This is a genomic window from Thauera butanivorans, assembly GCF_048398245.1.
Taxonomy (GTDB): domain Bacteria; phylum Pseudomonadota; class Gammaproteobacteria; order Burkholderiales; family Rhodocyclaceae; genus Thauera; species Thauera butanivorans.
In genome coordinates, this window is record NZ_CP183038.1 from 3,216,828 (window position 1) to 3,232,292 (window position 15,465).

Sequence of the window (15,465 nt, forward strand, 5' to 3'; positions counted from 1 at the left end):
TAACTTCTCGGGTATACTTCGCGGCAACACACCCGCCATGCCTCTCAACGATGCACACTCTGGCGGGTTTTTTACGTCCAGGGGTTGCCGATGAGTCTCTACGACAAACCCGCCGTCAGCCTCGACGAACATCTAAGCATTCTGCTCCAGCGCGGGCTCGCCATTCCCGACGAACAGCAGGCCAGACATTATCTGGCCAACATCAGCTACTACCGTTTGTCGGCCTATACCCGGCCGTTCTACCTGCCGAACCAGCAGAAGCACTCCTTCTTGCCGGGGACGAGCTTTGCCGACGTGCTCCACCTGTACATCTTCGACCGAGAGCTTCGTCTACACCTGCTCGATGCCATCGAACGGCTCGAAATTGCCTTGCGTACCCAACTCGCGAACACCTTGGGCGAACATCACGGCCCCCATGGTTATCTGGCCGCTACGGTGTTCGACTCCCGCTACCGGCATGACTGGTTGATCGAGAAACTGGAGTCGGAAGCACGCGCGCGAGATGTGGAAGCCTTTCTCGCGCACTACCGGAACAAATACCGCTCGGCACCACCGCAGCCACCCATCTGGATGGCTGTCGAATTGCTCACCTTCAAGGAGGTCTCGACGCTTTTTGCCAACCTGCGGCTGCCTCAGGATACGCAGCGCATTCAGGCGCATTTCGGCTGGCCTTACACCTTGCTCAAATCCTGGTTCCGCAGCCTCTCCGATCTGCGCAACCTCTGCGCCCACCACTCACGTGTATGGAACCGCGAGTTCGGCAGCCGTCCTGAGATTCCGAAGCGGCCGCCCGAATATTGGCCGGTAGTGCCGGAGCACATCGCGACGGGCGCTCACCTGCATCCGAAGCAAACACTCAGCCCACGCCGCCGCCTCTACCTGCAACTTGTCGTCATCGAATCGCTGATGAGACGGGTCTCCCCGGAAAGCCAGTGGGCCGAACGCCTCGTACAACTGCTCGACCGCTACCCTCAGGTTTCCCGTCCCCACATGGGCTTCCCTGCCGATTGGGAAAACGAGTCATTCTGGAGCACGACCGTAAAGGCTGCGCGCAAGGAGAAACTATCGTGAGTCTGCCGCGCTATCTGAAGGATTTGGCGGCCGACGCCGACGGCTTCGGCGAAATCCTCGGACTCATCGCCGGCACACGCCAGCAGGCCATGCAGGCGGTCAACACCGTGCTGATCGAATTGTACTGGCAGGTGGACTCGATCATCAGCCGCAAGATCGCAGCGGCGGCATGGGGAGATGGCGTGGTCAAGCGCCTCGCCGGGCGTATCGCACTGGAGCACCCGGGCCTGCGCGGCTTCACCCGGCCCAATCTGTTCCGCATGCGGAAATTCTACGAAACCTACCGAGGAGACGAAAAAGTCTCAGCACTGCTGAGACAATTGCCGTGGACCCACAACATCACCATCCTGGCCAGGCGGCGGGGGGGATGACGAGGAGACATCGTGAGTTTGCCGAGGTATTCGAAGTACAAGGACAGCGGAGTGGAATGGCTGGGTCCGGTGCCGACGCATTGGGTAATTCATCGATTGGGCTATTTTTTTGAAGAGCGCCGAGAAAAGGTCAGTGATAAGGACTTCGTGCCGCTGTCGGTCACAAAGCTCGGCATAGTTCCGCAGTTGGAAACGGCAGCAAAGACTGACGATGGAGATAACCGCAAAAAAGTTATTGCTGGTGATTTTGTTATCAATAGTCGGTCAGATCGCAAAGATTCCTCTGGTACAGCACCCCAAGATGGTTCGGTTTCTCTTATCAATACTGTTCTCCGTCCATTAGCTGAATTTGATGCTGGGTTTGCTCACCACCTCTTGCGTAGCGTGCCATTCCAAGAGGAGTTTTATAGATATGGGAAAGGCATAGTCGCTGATCTTTGGAGTACGCACTATTCAGAGATGAAAAATATTATGCTGGCTATTCCGGAAGTGGTTGAACAACGAGCCATCGCCACTTTCCTCGACCGCGAAACCGCCACGATCGACGCGCTGATTGCCGAGCAGGAAAAGCTCATTGCCCTGCTGGCCGAAAAGCGCAAGGCCATCATCTCCCACGCCGTCACCAAGGGGCTCAATCCCAAGGCCCCGATGAAGGATTCCGGCGTGGCATGGCTGGGGGAAGTGCCGGCGCATTGGGGGGTACGCCCACTGAAGTTTTTTGCAAAAATCGGGAACGGTTCTACTCCCAATCGTGATAACCCTGATTACTGGGCAGATGAAGGGTTTCCTTGGCTCAACAGTTCAGTGGTTAACCAAGAAGAAGTCACTGAAGCAGAACGGTTCGTGACAGAGAAGGCGCTCAGTGAATGCCATCTACCAATAATTAGCCCACCTGCCATCTTGATCGGAATAACAGGCCAAGGAAAAACTCGGGGAATGGCGACGCAGCTTCAATTTACAGCAACCGTCAATCAACATTTGGCCTACATCAAACCGAACATGGAGCAATTAGCCCCTATTTTCTTGCTTCGCTGCCTTGAATCTGCTTACGATCATCTCCGGATTGAGAGCGAAGGGGCTGGAAGTACAAAAGGCGCAATAACTTGTGACCAATTAGGTCGCCTTCGGATTCCAGCGCCTGATTTGAATGAGCAGAAGCAAATAGTATCGTTCTTGGAAATGAAAATAACTAAGCTTAATGAATTAGAGGCTGGTGCTATTCGTGCCGTTGCCCTGCTCAAAGAACGCCGCTCAGCCCTCATCACCGCCGCTGTCATCGGCCAGATAGATGTGCGCAGAGCCACCGAAAAATAAAGGAAAACGCAACAATGAAGTACTTCGGGAATATGCTCACCTTCGCGGCCATCGCCACCGGCATGTTGGCCGCGTGGTACTGGTTCAAGGCGAGCCGCGTCAAGATTGACCCTGGTTGGGACCGTAATGGGCTAGTTGAACCTGGTATCCACTCGGCGGCACAGGATGCATGGATGGCTGCGCTGATTCGAGCCACTGCGGACTCTGCACGTTTGAATAAGGTAGCCGCAATATGGACAGCGGTAGCCGTTGCTTTGAATGCACTGGCAGGGCTTGTATGGCTATAGGCCTGACGAGACTGTGACTCTGGGTGCAACCATGGAGCATCACTCCGCCCTCATCACCGCCGCCGTCACCGACCAGATCAACGTCCGCAATCTGGTTCAAGAGGTTTCCGCATGAGCGATATTCAGCTTTTCCGGCTCCAGAACAACGCCGCCACCGAACTGACCGCCACGGCGGCGGCGCTGGAGCGCAATTTGCAACGACTGCTTGAAGGCCAGATGGAAACCTTCTTGGGCGTGCGCTTTCTAGCGTCAGAATACGCCACCGGCAAGACGCATCGCGGCCGCATCGATTCACTGGGGCTGGACGAGAACAACTGCCCCGTCATCATCGAATACAAGCGGCACAGTAACGAGAACGTCATCAACCAGGGCCTGTTCTATCTGGACTGGCTGCTCGATCACCAGGCCGAGTTCCGCTGGTTGGTGATGGAAAATCTAGGCAAGGACGTGGCCGATAGCGTGGAGTGGGCAGGCACCCGGCTGCTGTGCATAGCAGCGGATTTCACGCGCTACGACCAGCACGCGGTACAGCAGATTCCGCGCAATATCGAGTTGATCCGCTACAAGCTGTTCGGCGAGGACTTGCTGCTGCTGGAGCTGGTGAATACGCAGACAGTGGCTGAATCCGCACCGGAAACGGCCAGACCTTTGCCCCCCTCTTCCACCGACACCGGCTCTGCCACCCCGAAGCCGCAAAGCAAGGACAAGACCTTTGCCGAACAGCTAGAAGGTGCGGCAGTGGAGATTCAGGGTATCTACGCCGATCTGCGCTCTTTCGTGTTCGCGCTGGGTGACGACGTCACCGACAAGCAGCTCAAGCAATACGTGGCCTTCCGCAAGCTCAAGAACTTCGCCAGCGTGGTGATGTACCCGAACAAGATGCTGGTGATACTAAAGCTCAACCCCAACACCGTGACGCAGGAAGAAGGCTTCAGCCGCGACGTGCGGCAGATCGGCCATTGGGGCACAGGCGACTTGGAACTGTGCCTGCGCAGCGCTGCCGATCTCGAACGCGCCAAGCCGCTACTGGAGCGGGCATACCAAGAGGGATGAGCTTTCGTCCGCCCACCACGTTATCGAGAAATCCACTGAATCCGGAGGAAGGATGTCCACTTCACCATCCCAAAGAAAACTGTCGCGTTGGAACCGTCGCCAGCGCAAGAAACACCATGCAGGCGAGTTTCAGGAACTCGGCTTTTCCTTCTGGGTGTGCTTTGAACCGGCATTGACGGAAAACCAACTGCATGCCTTCCTGGACTCAGCCATCGGCATGTTCGAGGCCAACGACCTCTATGTCGGCGGGCTGGGCGGCAGCGCACCGACCTTGTCGACCAGTGGGATTGTCGTCGCCGGCAAAGGCTCCGTCACAGAAGCGCAACGTCAGACCGTGCTGGCCTGGATGCAGACATGGCCGGGAGCAGCACAGGTCAAAGCCACCGAGTTGCGGGATGCCTGGTACGGGGATTTCGACGATTTCGATGCTGAAGACGCCACTTGAGCGTTGCCAAACGACAGGACATGTTTATTTTTCTACGGAAAATCGACATGTTCAGCCGATGTGTCGACGGGATCGACGCATGGCATGTCACCCGAAAGACTGAAGCCAAACAAGTCATCGCATGAACGCCTGCTCGGAATCGCGCTCACACTGCTAGACGCCGACACGTTGGAAAGCCTGGAAGCCCTCAGCGTAACGTGGCTGCTTTTCGAACACCTTCGGATGCTAGACCGCGAACGGTCCGACGGCCACTCGGCTGTGGAATTCGCCGACATGCTTCAGGCTCACGCGAGAGACATCCTCGCGCGCGTTCGCTCGGAAGTTACCGATGACCTCACCGTCTTTGACAAGCTCGAACCAGCGGCGGAAGGGCGCTTCTTCCAGTGGGTAAAAGGCGAGCCACATCGGTACACATTGCGCGAGCAAGGCCTCACGTACGCCCTTGGCCTTGCTGTCATAGAAGAACTGCGTACGGCAATACGCAATGGCAGAGATGCCCAAGAAGCGTTGCAGACCGTCCTGGAGCCAATTGCAGCGTTGCACCAGACTGCTGATGCCACCATCGCGGCGCTTACCATTGCATGCTTGGATCAGAAAATGCCAGAGCAAATCAGCGTGGCTCTCTTGGTCGGTTTCGCGCAATTGCAGAACCCCGATGATGCGCTGACCGCCTCGGTGAAAGGGCTCGCGCTCCGCAGAGCACGCGTTTTCTGCAAAGCATGCGAAGTGCTGTGGATAGCACCAACACCGGCACCCAATGCCGACTGGCTGGAGAACTCGTTACACGCCATCAAGCGCCACCCGGAAGTTTGGATGGAAATGCAGCCCTTCCTAGACAAATGGTTGCGCTATTGGTGGCCCGACGTCCGTGTCGACTACAAGGTCCAGCACGCCCAAAGCTCGCTTGACGACGAACGGCGTGATGCCGAAGCGGAACGTGACCGGCGAATCAACAGCCTGAACGAGGTCGAGCGTGAGTATCTGTCCCGATTGATACGCCAACAAGCAAGCCCGCATCGATTGATCCAGCTCGCCCTGCAATTTTGCTCCGGCATGCCTCTAGAGAGCTTCGCAAGCAGTCTTGCCTGTGCAAGCTTCTCGATGGCACTGACACCCACGCCCTTTTCGCCGCACGATGAGCTGTCCAGTCTGATCCTTTTCAACCGCCGCGATTGGCTCGCCACTCGTGACCAGTTGTTGGCTCACGCGACACGACTCGCGTCACCTGGCACGTCCGTAGCCGGACGATGGGCAGCGGTGACACTGCTGCGCGCCACAGGGACCCTCGTCGACTCTGCAAAGGCCCACAAGCTTGTCCTCGAATTGACCAAAGACCGCGATCGGTTTACTTCCTGGCGGCGCGTGGAGTCGTATTGTGCGACGGACCCATGCGACCCGGACAGCGATCGCCCTGACAATATCGACGATACGGCATGCAAGTACACGCAACTGGACGTCGGCCAGCTCAAGCTCTTTATGGGCATGAACGAGCACGATCACTTCGTAGAGTCAGCACTGCCCGGCTTGGTCCGCTTCTCGCCGGAGGTCGCTGTACGAAAGCATCGCGAGTTTCTCACTGCTCTCCCGAACCGGCGGGGCCTTCCGTTGCGCCAAGCGACTTGGGCTGCTCTGAATGATGCAGCCCTAATCGATAGCGCGTTGGCCACTCGTCTGCTGGCACTGAGCATCTCCCTGAGCCGTGATCATGCTGGCGTTGATAACGAATCTGTCGGCCACGTGCAGCAAGCGCTTTTGCTAGCTGCATTACCACATCTGTCGCCGCAAGAGCAGTTTGCCGGCGTAGAGGCAATCTCTGATCCGAACCGGATCTGGCTGGAGCTGCTGCGGCTCGTCAAGGATGGTTCGCCGTCGCAGTTGATGGATGTCGTGCGCCTGCACGACCCGTCTGACCTGCGTGTGGCGGTACCTCTTGTCCTGGCCGGCCGTATGGACAATGAACCTTTTCCTGGCTTCGCAAGCATACTGCCAGCACTGCTTGCCAGCCCTCACACGCTTGTGCGATCCGCTGCCCTCCACCTGGCCGGAATCACGGGCGACCCCGAGGCCCTTGAGGCCGTCGTCGCATCAGGATGGACGTCCTGGGCGGTTTCGCCACCTACTTATGAGCACATCAGGGGATCCGTCGCGCTCATTGAGGCCGCCAGGATTGGTATGGTCGCTGCACATGAAATCCTTCCGCGTATCGATCTCCTGAGTGGAGCTACCGCACTTCGTCGGCGGGCGCTGCGCAATTTCGGCATCTACATAGCGTGCGCTCTGACGCACAGCGAGATGTCATCGAAGGGGATCGAACTACTGACCTTACTTCAGGAAGACACGTCCTTTGTGCGAGTGCAATACACGCTGGCCGGCCTACCGCTGGAAGCCGTAGCGCTTTGGTGGTCGGCCGACGGCGTGAGTGTCAACCGACTGCGGTTTGCGCGGTTGGATGCCTGCAGCAATGACCAAGAACTCGCTCTTGAGGCCGCGACTGCAATTTACACCGGCAAGGCAGCAATCCTGAAGGCTTATGTCGATGATAGGCTGAGTTCCCTACTTCCCGTTGACCTCGCGCGTGCAATCACGGTGGCGGGCTTCTCTAACGATGAGCGTCTCGCAAGCGAAGTCGCTGCAAACTTCGCGGGAGACGAGGGTCTTCTCGTCACAGCGGCACGGTCCAGTCAGTATGCAATGGAACGGTATAGATGGAGCAAACACTGGTTCAACAAGATGTTGACCTCCAGCACTGCAGAGGACTTCTGGACAGCGTCCGTCCTCTTTCTCAAGGTGGTAGACGCCCGCTTCCCAGCAGAGCATCAGGATGAGCCTGTAGGGACCGAGGTGTTTAACACTTGGTGGTGGTCAGTGGAACGGCGTCTTAAACAGCGTTTCGACAGATGGGCCAACAAAAGAAAGAAGACGCTTTTCGGCTCGAAGGTGCCCGACCCGATCTACTTGCCGCAGGCGCAATAGCATCATGCCTGCCGTCAATAGGTAGAACCAGCATCGTTCTTCAAGCTCTGATAACGGGCTTGTGCTTGCAGAAACTTCTCATTGCGCGGCGGCGGGTTCTCGATCATCTCCAGCAACCTCAACGATTCCCGACGCGTCAGAGCAATCGTTGATTCGCTTTCAATGACCTTCTCGGCCTTTTCCAGAGCCGCCTGAACGACAAACTGGTTTTCTGTCTGAGCGTGCATGGCAGCCTTCTTCGGGGGTGGTGGTTGATGACCTCCAACATAAGCGCATAACATCCTTTTGTCACCACCACCTACGAATCAAGCTTAGACGCGTCCATACGTGTCCGAAAAAAAGCGGCGAGGCCCAAACCCCGCCGCTTCTGCATTCAGCCTTGACTCGTAGCCGAGATCAGTTGCCGCTCATCGCCATCATCAACTGGTTGATGCGCTTGACAAAGGTCGCCGGGTCGTCGAGCGTGCCGCCTTCGGCCAGCAGCGCCTGGTCGAACAGCACCGCGGCCCAGTCGTCGAAGTTCTTGTCTTCGTACTGCAGCCGCAGCACCGCCGGATGGCTGGGGTTGATTTCCAGGATCGGCTTCGACACCGGTGCCTCCTGGCCGGCCGCCTTCAGGATGCGGGCCAGGTTCATGCCCAGGTCGTGCTCGTCGGCCACCAGGCAGGCGGGCGAATCGGTCAGGCGCAGCGTCACCTTGACGTCCTTGACGCGCTCGCCCAGGCTCGCCTTCATCCGGTCGAGCAGGTCCTTGAACTCGTCGGCGGCCTTCTCGGCTTCCTTCTTCTCGGCCTCGTCTTCCAGCGCGCCCAGGTCCAGGCCGCCCTTGGCCACCGACACCAGTGGCTTGCCGTCGAACTCGCTCAGGTTGCCCGTCACCCATTCATCGACGCGGTCGGACAGCAGCAGCACTTCGATGCCCTTCTTGCGGAAGACTTCCAGGTGCGGGCTGTTCTTGGCGGCGTTGAAGGTCTCCGCGGTGACGTAGTAGATCTTGTCCTGGCCTTCCTTCATGCGGCCGATGTAGTCGGCCAGCGACGCCACTTCGTCGGCGCTATCGAGCTGGGTCGAGGCGAAGCGCAGCAGGCCGGCGATCTTCTCCTTGTTGGCGAAGTCCTCGCCCACGCCTTCCTTCAGCACCTTGCCGAAGGCCTTCCAGAAGATGGCGTACTTCTCCTTGTCCGCTTCGTCCTCGCTGTTGGCGAGGCTTTCGAGCATGGTCAGCACCTTCTTGGTGCAGCCGGCGCGGATGGTGTCGATGTCCTTGGATTCCTGCAGGATCTCGCGCGACACGTTGAGCGGCAGGTCGGCCGAATCGACCACGCCGCGGATGAAGCGCAGGTAGGTCGGCATCAGCTTCTCGGCGTCGTCCATGATGAAGACGCGCTTCACGTACAGCTTGATGCCGTGGCGGGCGTTGCGGTCCCACAGGTCGAAGGGCGCGTTCTTCGGCACGTAGAGCAGGTTGGTGTATTCGTGGCGGCCTTCGACGCGCGAATGGGTCCACGCCAGCGGCTCGTCGAAATCGTGCGCGACGTGCTTGTAGAAGGCTTTGTACTCGTCGTCGGTGATGTCGTTCTTCGACCGGCTCCACAGTGCGCTGGCCTGGTTGACCGTCTCGTCCTCGTCGGTCGGCACCTGCTTGCTCTGCTCTTCGTTCCATTCCTCCTTCTTCATCACGATCGGTTGCACGATGTGGTCGGAGTACTTGCGGATCAGGCTCTTGAGCTTCCACGACGACAGCAGGTCGTCCTGGCCTTCGCGCAGGTGCAGGGTGATCTCGGTGCCGCGGCCGGGCTTGTCGATCTGCTCGACGGTGTAGGCGCCGGCTTCGTCGCCGGCCATCGAGCATTCCCACTTGACGCCTTCGCCGGCGGGCAGGCCGGCGCGGCGGGTCAGCACGGTGACGCGGTCGGCGACGAGGAAGGCGGAATAGAAGCCGACGCCGAACTGGCCGATCAGGTTGGCGTCCTTTTGCTGGTCGCCGGTGAGCTTGCCGAAGAATTCGCGCGTGCCCGACTTGGCGATGGTGCCGAGGTGGGCGATGGCTTCGTCGCGGCTCATGCCGATGCCGTTGTCGGCGATGGTGATGGTCTTGGCTTCGGCGTCGAAACCGATGCGGATCTTCAGTTCGGAGTCGTTCTCATACAGCGCGCCATTGTCGAGCGCCTCGAAACGCAGCTTGTCGCAGGCGTCCGATGCGTTCGAGACCAGCTCGCGCAGGAAGATCTCGCGGTTGGAATACAGCGAATGGATCATCAGGTGAAGCAGTTGCTTCACCTCGGCCTGAAAGTTGAGGGTCTGGGAGGTGGCAGTTTGCGCTTCGGACATCTTGCTGAGGCTCCGTCTGGGTTGTTCGGACGCAGCCTCAAATGGGGATGGGCAGACCGGATTTCAAGTCTGCCCGGGATTCGCGCGGCGGATCACACCTTGAATCGCCCCACCAGTTCGCTCAGGCCGGCAGACAGCTTCTCCAGTTGCTCGACGGCCGCCACTGCCGAACGCATCGACACGTTGGTACCCTCGACCATCTGCGCGATCTGTTCGACCTCCTGCGCGATCGCCGTCGCCGCCGCGCGCTGCTCGGCCGTGGCCCCGGCCACGCTGCGGATCTGCTCCAGGGCTTCGACCGCCCCGGCGGCGATCTCGCGCAAGGAGCCCGTCACATCGAGTACCAGCGCCATGCCGCTCCCCACCTGCGCCGAGACACGCGACATCGCGTCCACCGTGCCATGCGTCTCGGTCTGGATGCCGGCGATGTCCTGCTCGATCTGCACCGTCGCGGTGCTGGTGCGCTCGGCCAGCTTGCGCACCTCGTCGGCCACCACCGCAAAGCCGCGGCCCTGCTCGCCGGCGCGCGCGGCCTCGATCGCCGCGTTCAGCGCCAGCAGGTTGGTCTGCGCCGCGATCTCCTTGATCACGCCGGCGATGGCCCCCACTTCGTCGGCACGCTTGACCAGTTGCTGGATTCTTCCCGTGGCTTCCTCCACGGTCCCGGCAATCACCTCCATCTCGCCTGCGGCACGCTCCGCCTTCGCCGCCCCCTGGTTCGCCAGTTCGGCGGAATGGGCCGAATTGCGCTCGGCGCCCATTGCGTTCTCGGTGATTTGCCCGATGCTGACAGTCATCTCCTCGATCGCCGCGGCAATCGACGCCGTCGCATCGGTCTGGCTTTCGGACGCCTTCGACACTGCGCGCGACACTTCCGAAATCTCGTGCGAACGGTCCGCCACCTGCCGCGCACTCTGGGTGATCTCGCCCATCATGTGGCGCAGCCTGCCCAGCATCGAGGACAGGGAACCTAGCAGGCTGTCGCCTCCGCCCTTCACCGCGACATCCACGCACAGGTCGCCGCCGGAGGCCTTGCGCATGATCTCGCTCGCATACGCCGGCTCGCCGCCGAGCTGGTCCGTCACGCTGTGGACGACGCGCCACGAGACGACGACCAGCAGCGCCAGCACGGCCGCCGCGATGCTGCCGATGCGCAGCATCGCGGCATTGAACGCGTCGTCGATGTCATCGACGTAAACGCCCGTCCCCACGATCCAGTCCCAGGGCTTGAACATCTTCACGTAGGAGACCTTGGGCTGGGGCACATCCGAACCCGGGCGCGGCCATAGATAGTCGACGGCGCCTTCGCCGGACTCGGTCGCCACGCGCACAAACTCGCGGAACATGTATTTGCCGGCGGCATCGCGCTGCTCACTCATGCTCTTCCCTTCCATCTCGGGACGAATCGGGTGGATGACGACCACCGTCGCGCTGTCGTTGACCCAGAAATACTCGTTGCCCTCGTAGCGCAGTTCCTTGAGTGCCGCCTTCGCCGCACGCTGCGCCTGGTCGCGGCTCATGGCCTGCGACTGCTCCAGCCCATGGAAGTGGACCACGATACCGTGCGCCAGCTCGACCGCCCCCTTGACCGAGCGCTGGTAGCCCGCCTCCAGCGCGGCGCGCTCCTCGTACAAGGCATCCAGCACCAACACGACCAGACCCACAAGCGCAATCGCCAGCACCAACATCAGCCGGCGTGCTACCGGTATCGACTTGAACGACATATTCCTTTCCCTCCGAATATCCGGCACCGACGGTACACCGCGGCACCACCATGACCTCGATCAGATTGCGGGCTTTCGCCCGCCTCCGTAAGCGGAAAAATCAAACTTCCACTGAAAACCGTCATCGAGGCATGGGTGACAGGCTGCGCAATACGCATCGGACATGGAAACAGGGCGCAGCGCAGCAGGCCAACGACCGCATTTTCGGCACTGCGCTGGAATCCTTGAGCCGGACTCGGGAAAAAAGCCGCATCGCCGCGGCGAACGCTCATTCAGACATAGCGAATCTCCACCACTTCGATCTCGCGCATGCCGGCCGGGCTCTGGAAACGCACCACGTCTCCCACCCGGGCCTTCAGCACCGCGCGCGCCAGCGGCGCGATCCAACTGATGCGGCCCCGCGCCGCGTCGGCTTCATCCACGCCGACGATCTGCCAGGTCTGTTCCTCGTCGGTATCGAGATCGCAGAACGTCACCGTCGCACCGAAGAACACCTGTTCGAGGTCCTGCTGCCGCTCCGGATCGACCACCTCGGCGTTTTCGATGCGCTTGATCAGGAAACGGATGCGGCGATCGATTTCGCGCAGCCGCTTCTTGCCGTAGATGTAGTCGCCGTTCTCCGAGCGATCGCCGTTGCCCGCCGCCCAGGCGACGGTCTCGACCAGCTTGGGCCGCTCGATGCGCACGAGCTGGTCGAGTTCGGCCCGCAGCGCGTCGTAGCCGCGCCGCGTCATGTAGTTCTTGCTGCCCGCCGGCAGGCGCAGCGCGGGCGCGAGTTGCTCCTCGTCGTCCTCGCCGTCGCTTTCCTTCACGAACGCCTTGTTCACCTCGTCCTTCTCCCATGAAGCCGGCAAGCCGGGAATGATAATGAATTGTGCCGGCAGAGGCAGTCCGGCGGGGCGCACGGTTGTCAGCACACAGCCCTGCGCATACCATCGGCACAGCCTCTGCCCGGCCTTTCCCATCCTCCACCCATGCCCTTCCCGCGGATCGACCATGAGCGACGAAACTTTCGAAGATGTCACCAGCCTGCACCGCCGGCTTGACGAACTGCGCATCGAGCACCAGGATCTGGACGATGCGATCAATCGCCTGGCGCAGTTGCCGCTGGGCGACGAACTGATGCTGCGCCGGCTGAAGAAGCGCAAGCTGATCCTCAAGGATCGCATGAGTGCCATCGAACGCCTGCTGGAACCGGACGAGCGCGCCTGAAGCGTCGCCACATCCCGACTACCCCCTCCTGCCACACACATCGCCGATGAAAGAACTCGAACTCCAGGGCCAGCCCGTCGCGCTCCACGAAAACACGCCCGCCGCAGATTCGGATGCGCCGCCCTGGCTGCTCATCCACGGCGCAGGCCACGACCACGCGGTATGGAACGAAGTCGCCGCCGGACTCGCTGCGAACGGCGAACACGTGCTCATCCCCGATCTGCCCGGGCATGGCGGCTCCGGCGGCAGCCCGCTGCCCGACATCGACGCCATGGCCCGCTGGGTGCTCGCCCTCGCCGATGCGCTCGGACACGAGCGCATCCGGCTGTGCGGCCACAGCATGGGCTCGCTGGTCGCACTCGCCGCCGCCGGCCAGGCGCCGGCACGCGTCGACCGGCTCGCGCTGGTCGGCTGCAGCGTGCCGATGCCGGTTTCCCCCTTCCTGCTCGACGCCGCGCAGAACGAGCCCGAAAACGCCTTCGCGCTGATCAACAAGTTCTCGTTCGCGCCGGCCGAAGTCCTTGGCGAAAGCCGCCGCGCCGGACTCGAAGCGGCCAACCTGCAGCGCATGCACCAGCAAGGCGCACGCGTGCTCGCCAGCGACCTGAACGCCTGCAACGCCTGGCAGGACGGGCTGGCCGCCGCCGCCCGGGTGAGCTGCCCCACTTTGCTGGTCAGCGGCGAATTCGACCGCATGACGCCTGCCGATGCGGTAAAACCCTTATCCGATTCGCTTGAAAAGATGGGCTGCAGCACGCGTATGATTGTGCTTGCCGGTGCCGGCCATTCCATGATGAACGAAGCACCCGACGGCCTGGTCGATGCTTTACGGGGAGCGTAGCCCACGCACGACAACACATATATATCGCGCCCCCGTCTCATCGCTGACGCCCCCGACAGGAGAGACACATGGCACGACAGAACGACCCCCTGCCCGCAGGTACGCAGGACGACCCCGCCCTTCCCTTTCCGGCCGTACGCGAGGTTTCGCTCGGCGCGCCGCTGCGCTGGATCGCCCGAGGTATCGACGACCTGAAGGCGTGCGCGATTCCGAGCCTGTTCTACGGTTTCTGCTTCGCCGGCATGGGCCTGCTGCTCACCATCACCCTTCGCCATGCCTACGAATACGTCGCGGCGCTGACGTCGGGCTTCCTGATCCTCGGCCCCTTCCTCGCCATGGGCCTGTACGAGATCAGCCGCCGCCGGGAACGCGGCGAAGCCTGCGAACTGCGGCCGACGCTCACCGTCTGGCGACGCAACGCGGGCAACATCGGCTTGTTCGCAGTGGTGCTGGGCGTCCTCTTCCTGCTGTGGGCCCGGGCCTCGATGGTCGTTTTCGCACTGTTCTACACCAACGAAATGCCCGACCTGTCGAGCTTCGTCAGCCAGCTGCTCCGCCTGGAGAACCTCGAATTCCTCGCAGCGTACTTCGGCGTCGGCATGCTCTTCGCCTTCCTTGCCTTTGCCGCCAGCGTCGTCGCCGTTCCGCTGATGCTGGACCGCAACCAGGACGCCATCAGTTCGATGCTGGCCAGCTTCTCGGCGCTGCTGCGCAATCCCGGCACGATGCTGGTATGGGCTTTCCTGATCGTGCTGCTGACGCTGTTCGGTTTCCTGCTCTTCCACGTCGGCCTGATCGTCATGATGCCCATCCTCGGCCATGCCACCTGGCATGCCTACCGCGATCTGATCGACCCTCGGCAGACGCCCGACTGAGCATGCCCTGCCGGCACGGCCGCGCGGAACTCAGTCCGCCAGCTCCAGCACCACCGGCTGGTGGTCCGAGGCCGCGGTTCCCGCCAGGACCTCGACCGCGCGCACGCGCGCAGCCAGATCGGCACTGACGAAGAAGAAGTCGCAGCAGAAGGCATGATCGGGCCAGTCCGCGCCGTGCAGGCCCACGCTCGGCGGGTGCGGCAGGCCGGGCCGGCAGAGCGGCCAGGCGTCGCACCATGCGGGCACGCCCTTGGCGATCGCCGCTTGCAGCGAGGCATGTTCCTCCGACCCCGGCTCGCAGTTGAAGTCGCCGCACAGGATCGCCGAAGCCGGACGCGGCCAGGCGGCAAAGCAGGCGCTGCCGCCATTCTTGGCCGGCGCCGGTGCGGCCGCATGCCCGGCGGCCTCGGCCTGCAGCGCACGCAGTGCGGCGATCTGCGCCCGGCGCTGCCGCTGCGAGTAGTACTCCAGATGCGTCGTCATGAAACGCAGCGGCCCGCGCTCGGTACCCACCACCGCTTCCACGCAGGCCCGCTGCATCGACGGCACGCTGTCATCCGCCGGCGCCGGCAGCATGTGGCGGAACACCTGCCCCACCGGCAGCCGCGACAGCAGCAGATTGCCGAACAGCGCCCGTCCGCCCCTGCGGCCCGGAACATCCACCGCCGCGCCGAACACCGGCGCATACCCTTCGAACGCGGCCGCAAGGAAGGCCACCTCATCCTCGCCCGCGCCGCCCGGCAGGCCATCGAAGTTGCGTGCGACCTCCTGCAGGCAGATCACGTCGAGCGGGCCCGCATCGCGGATCGCCGCCACGGTCCGCTCCAGATCGACCACGCCATCGGCGCCGCGGCCCCACTGTATGTTCCAGCTCAACGCTCTCATATCGCTACCTCATCGACATCGTCCGCGCCTCCTGGGCGCAAAGGGCGATTTTGCCCGCATACTTCCCCCGTGCAAGCCGTTCT

General features: G+C 61.4%; 15 protein-coding genes. 10 read left to right on the plus strand and 5 right to left on the minus strand.

From position 1 onward, the window contains the following. Nucleotides 1-90 precede the first annotated feature (90 nt). The 7 genes from ACNQFN_RS15635 to ACNQFN_RS15665 all read left to right on the plus strand — a co-directional run bounded on the left by ACNQFN_RS15635 (nucleotide 91) and on the right by ACNQFN_RS15665 (nucleotide 7,514). Complete coding sequence (locus tag ACNQFN_RS15635; protein ID WP_418646926.1) at nucleotides 91-1,071, plus strand: Abi family protein; 981 nt, start codon at nucleotides 91-93, stop codon at nucleotides 1,069-1,071. Further along, nucleotides 1,068-1,442 (plus strand): DUF1016 N-terminal domain-containing protein, encoded by a 375-nt coding sequence (locus tag ACNQFN_RS15640; RefSeq protein ID WP_418646927.1) that lies wholly within the window; start codon nucleotides 1,068-1,070, stop codon nucleotides 1,440-1,442. The genes ACNQFN_RS15635 and ACNQFN_RS15640 overlap by 4 nt, the downstream gene beginning before the upstream one ends. A 12-nt stretch (nucleotides 1,443-1,454) precedes the next feature. Then, a complete protein-coding gene (locus tag ACNQFN_RS15645) occupies nucleotides 1,455-2,756 on the plus strand; it encodes a restriction endonuclease subunit S (protein ID WP_418646928.1) in 1,302 nt (433 codons plus the stop codon). A 14-nt stretch (nucleotides 2,757-2,770) separates the two neighbouring features. Beyond that, complete coding sequence (locus ACNQFN_RS15650) at nucleotides 2,771-3,043, plus strand: hypothetical protein (protein ID WP_418646929.1); 273 nt, start codon at nucleotides 2,771-2,773, stop codon at nucleotides 3,041-3,043. 111 nt (nucleotides 3,044-3,154) lie between these two features. After that, nucleotides 3,155-4,096 (plus strand): DUF5655 domain-containing protein, encoded by a 942-nt coding sequence (locus ACNQFN_RS15655; protein WP_418646930.1) that lies wholly within the window; start codon nucleotides 3,155-3,157, stop codon nucleotides 4,094-4,096. Nucleotides 4,097-4,148: 52 nt separating this feature from the next. Then, nucleotides 4,149-4,541, plus strand: a complete 393-nt coding sequence (locus ACNQFN_RS15660) for a 50S ribosome-binding protein YggL (RefSeq protein WP_418646931.1) — start codon at nucleotides 4,149-4,151, stop codon at nucleotides 4,539-4,541. A gap of 84 nt (nucleotides 4,542-4,625) precedes the next feature. Beyond that, nucleotides 4,626-7,514 carry a hypothetical protein gene (locus ACNQFN_RS15665; RefSeq protein ID WP_418646932.1) on the plus strand — a complete coding sequence of 963 codons (2,889 nt, stop codon included), beginning with the start codon at nucleotides 4,626-4,628 and terminating at the stop codon, nucleotides 7,512-7,514. A 14-nt stretch (nucleotides 7,515-7,528) separates the two neighbouring features. On the opposite strand, the gene ACNQFN_RS15670 is transcribed toward ACNQFN_RS15665, so the two are convergent. The 4 genes from ACNQFN_RS15670 to greB all read right to left on the minus strand — a co-directional run bounded on the left by ACNQFN_RS15670 (nucleotide 7,529) and on the right by greB (nucleotide 12,396). After that, on the minus strand, nucleotides 7,529-7,741 hold the full coding sequence (locus ACNQFN_RS15670) for a DUF1778 domain-containing protein (protein ID WP_418646933.1): 213 nt from the start codon (nucleotides 7,739-7,741) through the stop codon (nucleotides 7,529-7,531). Nucleotides 7,742-7,910: 169 nt separating this feature from the next. Next, nucleotides 7,911-9,845, minus strand: a complete 1,935-nt coding sequence (gene htpG, locus ACNQFN_RS15675; RefSeq protein WP_418646934.1) for a molecular chaperone HtpG — start codon at nucleotides 9,843-9,845, stop codon at nucleotides 7,911-7,913. A gap of 92 nt (nucleotides 9,846-9,937) precedes the next feature. Then, nucleotides 9,938-11,569 carry a methyl-accepting chemotaxis protein gene (locus ACNQFN_RS15680; RefSeq protein WP_068639630.1) on the minus strand — a complete coding sequence of 544 codons (1,632 nt, stop codon included), beginning with the start codon at nucleotides 11,567-11,569 and terminating at the stop codon, nucleotides 9,938-9,940. Nucleotides 11,570-11,841: 272 nt separating this feature from the next. Beyond that, a complete protein-coding gene (greB, locus tag ACNQFN_RS15685) occupies nucleotides 11,842-12,396 on the minus strand; it encodes a transcription elongation factor GreB (protein WP_068639629.1) in 555 nt (184 codons plus the stop codon). Between the two features lie 169 nt (nucleotides 12,397-12,565). Here greB and ACNQFN_RS15690 point away from each other — a divergent pair, with 169 nt between their 5' ends. The 3 genes from ACNQFN_RS15690 (at nucleotide 12,566) to ACNQFN_RS15700 (ending at nucleotide 14,497) form a co-directional block, all read left to right on the plus strand. Further along, nucleotides 12,566-12,781, plus strand: coding sequence for a YdcH family protein (locus ACNQFN_RS15690; protein WP_068639628.1), 216 nt, complete (start codon nucleotides 12,566-12,568; stop codon nucleotides 12,779-12,781). 46 nt (nucleotides 12,782-12,827) lie between these two features. After that, on the plus strand, nucleotides 12,828-13,622 hold the full coding sequence (locus ACNQFN_RS15695; protein ID WP_418646935.1) for an alpha/beta fold hydrolase: 795 nt from the start codon (nucleotides 12,828-12,830) through the stop codon (nucleotides 13,620-13,622). Between the two features lie 68 nt (nucleotides 13,623-13,690). After that, on the plus strand, nucleotides 13,691-14,497 hold the full coding sequence (locus ACNQFN_RS15700) for a DUF2189 domain-containing protein (RefSeq protein WP_068639626.1): 807 nt from the start codon (nucleotides 13,691-13,693) through the stop codon (nucleotides 14,495-14,497). A 30-nt stretch (nucleotides 14,498-14,527) separates the two neighbouring features. Here ACNQFN_RS15700 and ACNQFN_RS15705 read toward each other — a convergent pair whose 3' ends face one another. Further along, nucleotides 14,528-15,382: an endonuclease/exonuclease/phosphatase family protein gene (locus ACNQFN_RS15705; RefSeq protein WP_068639625.1), complete on the minus strand. Its 855-nt coding sequence runs from the start codon at nucleotides 15,380-15,382 to the stop codon at nucleotides 14,528-14,530. Between the last annotated feature and the right edge of the window lie 83 nt (nucleotides 15,383-15,465).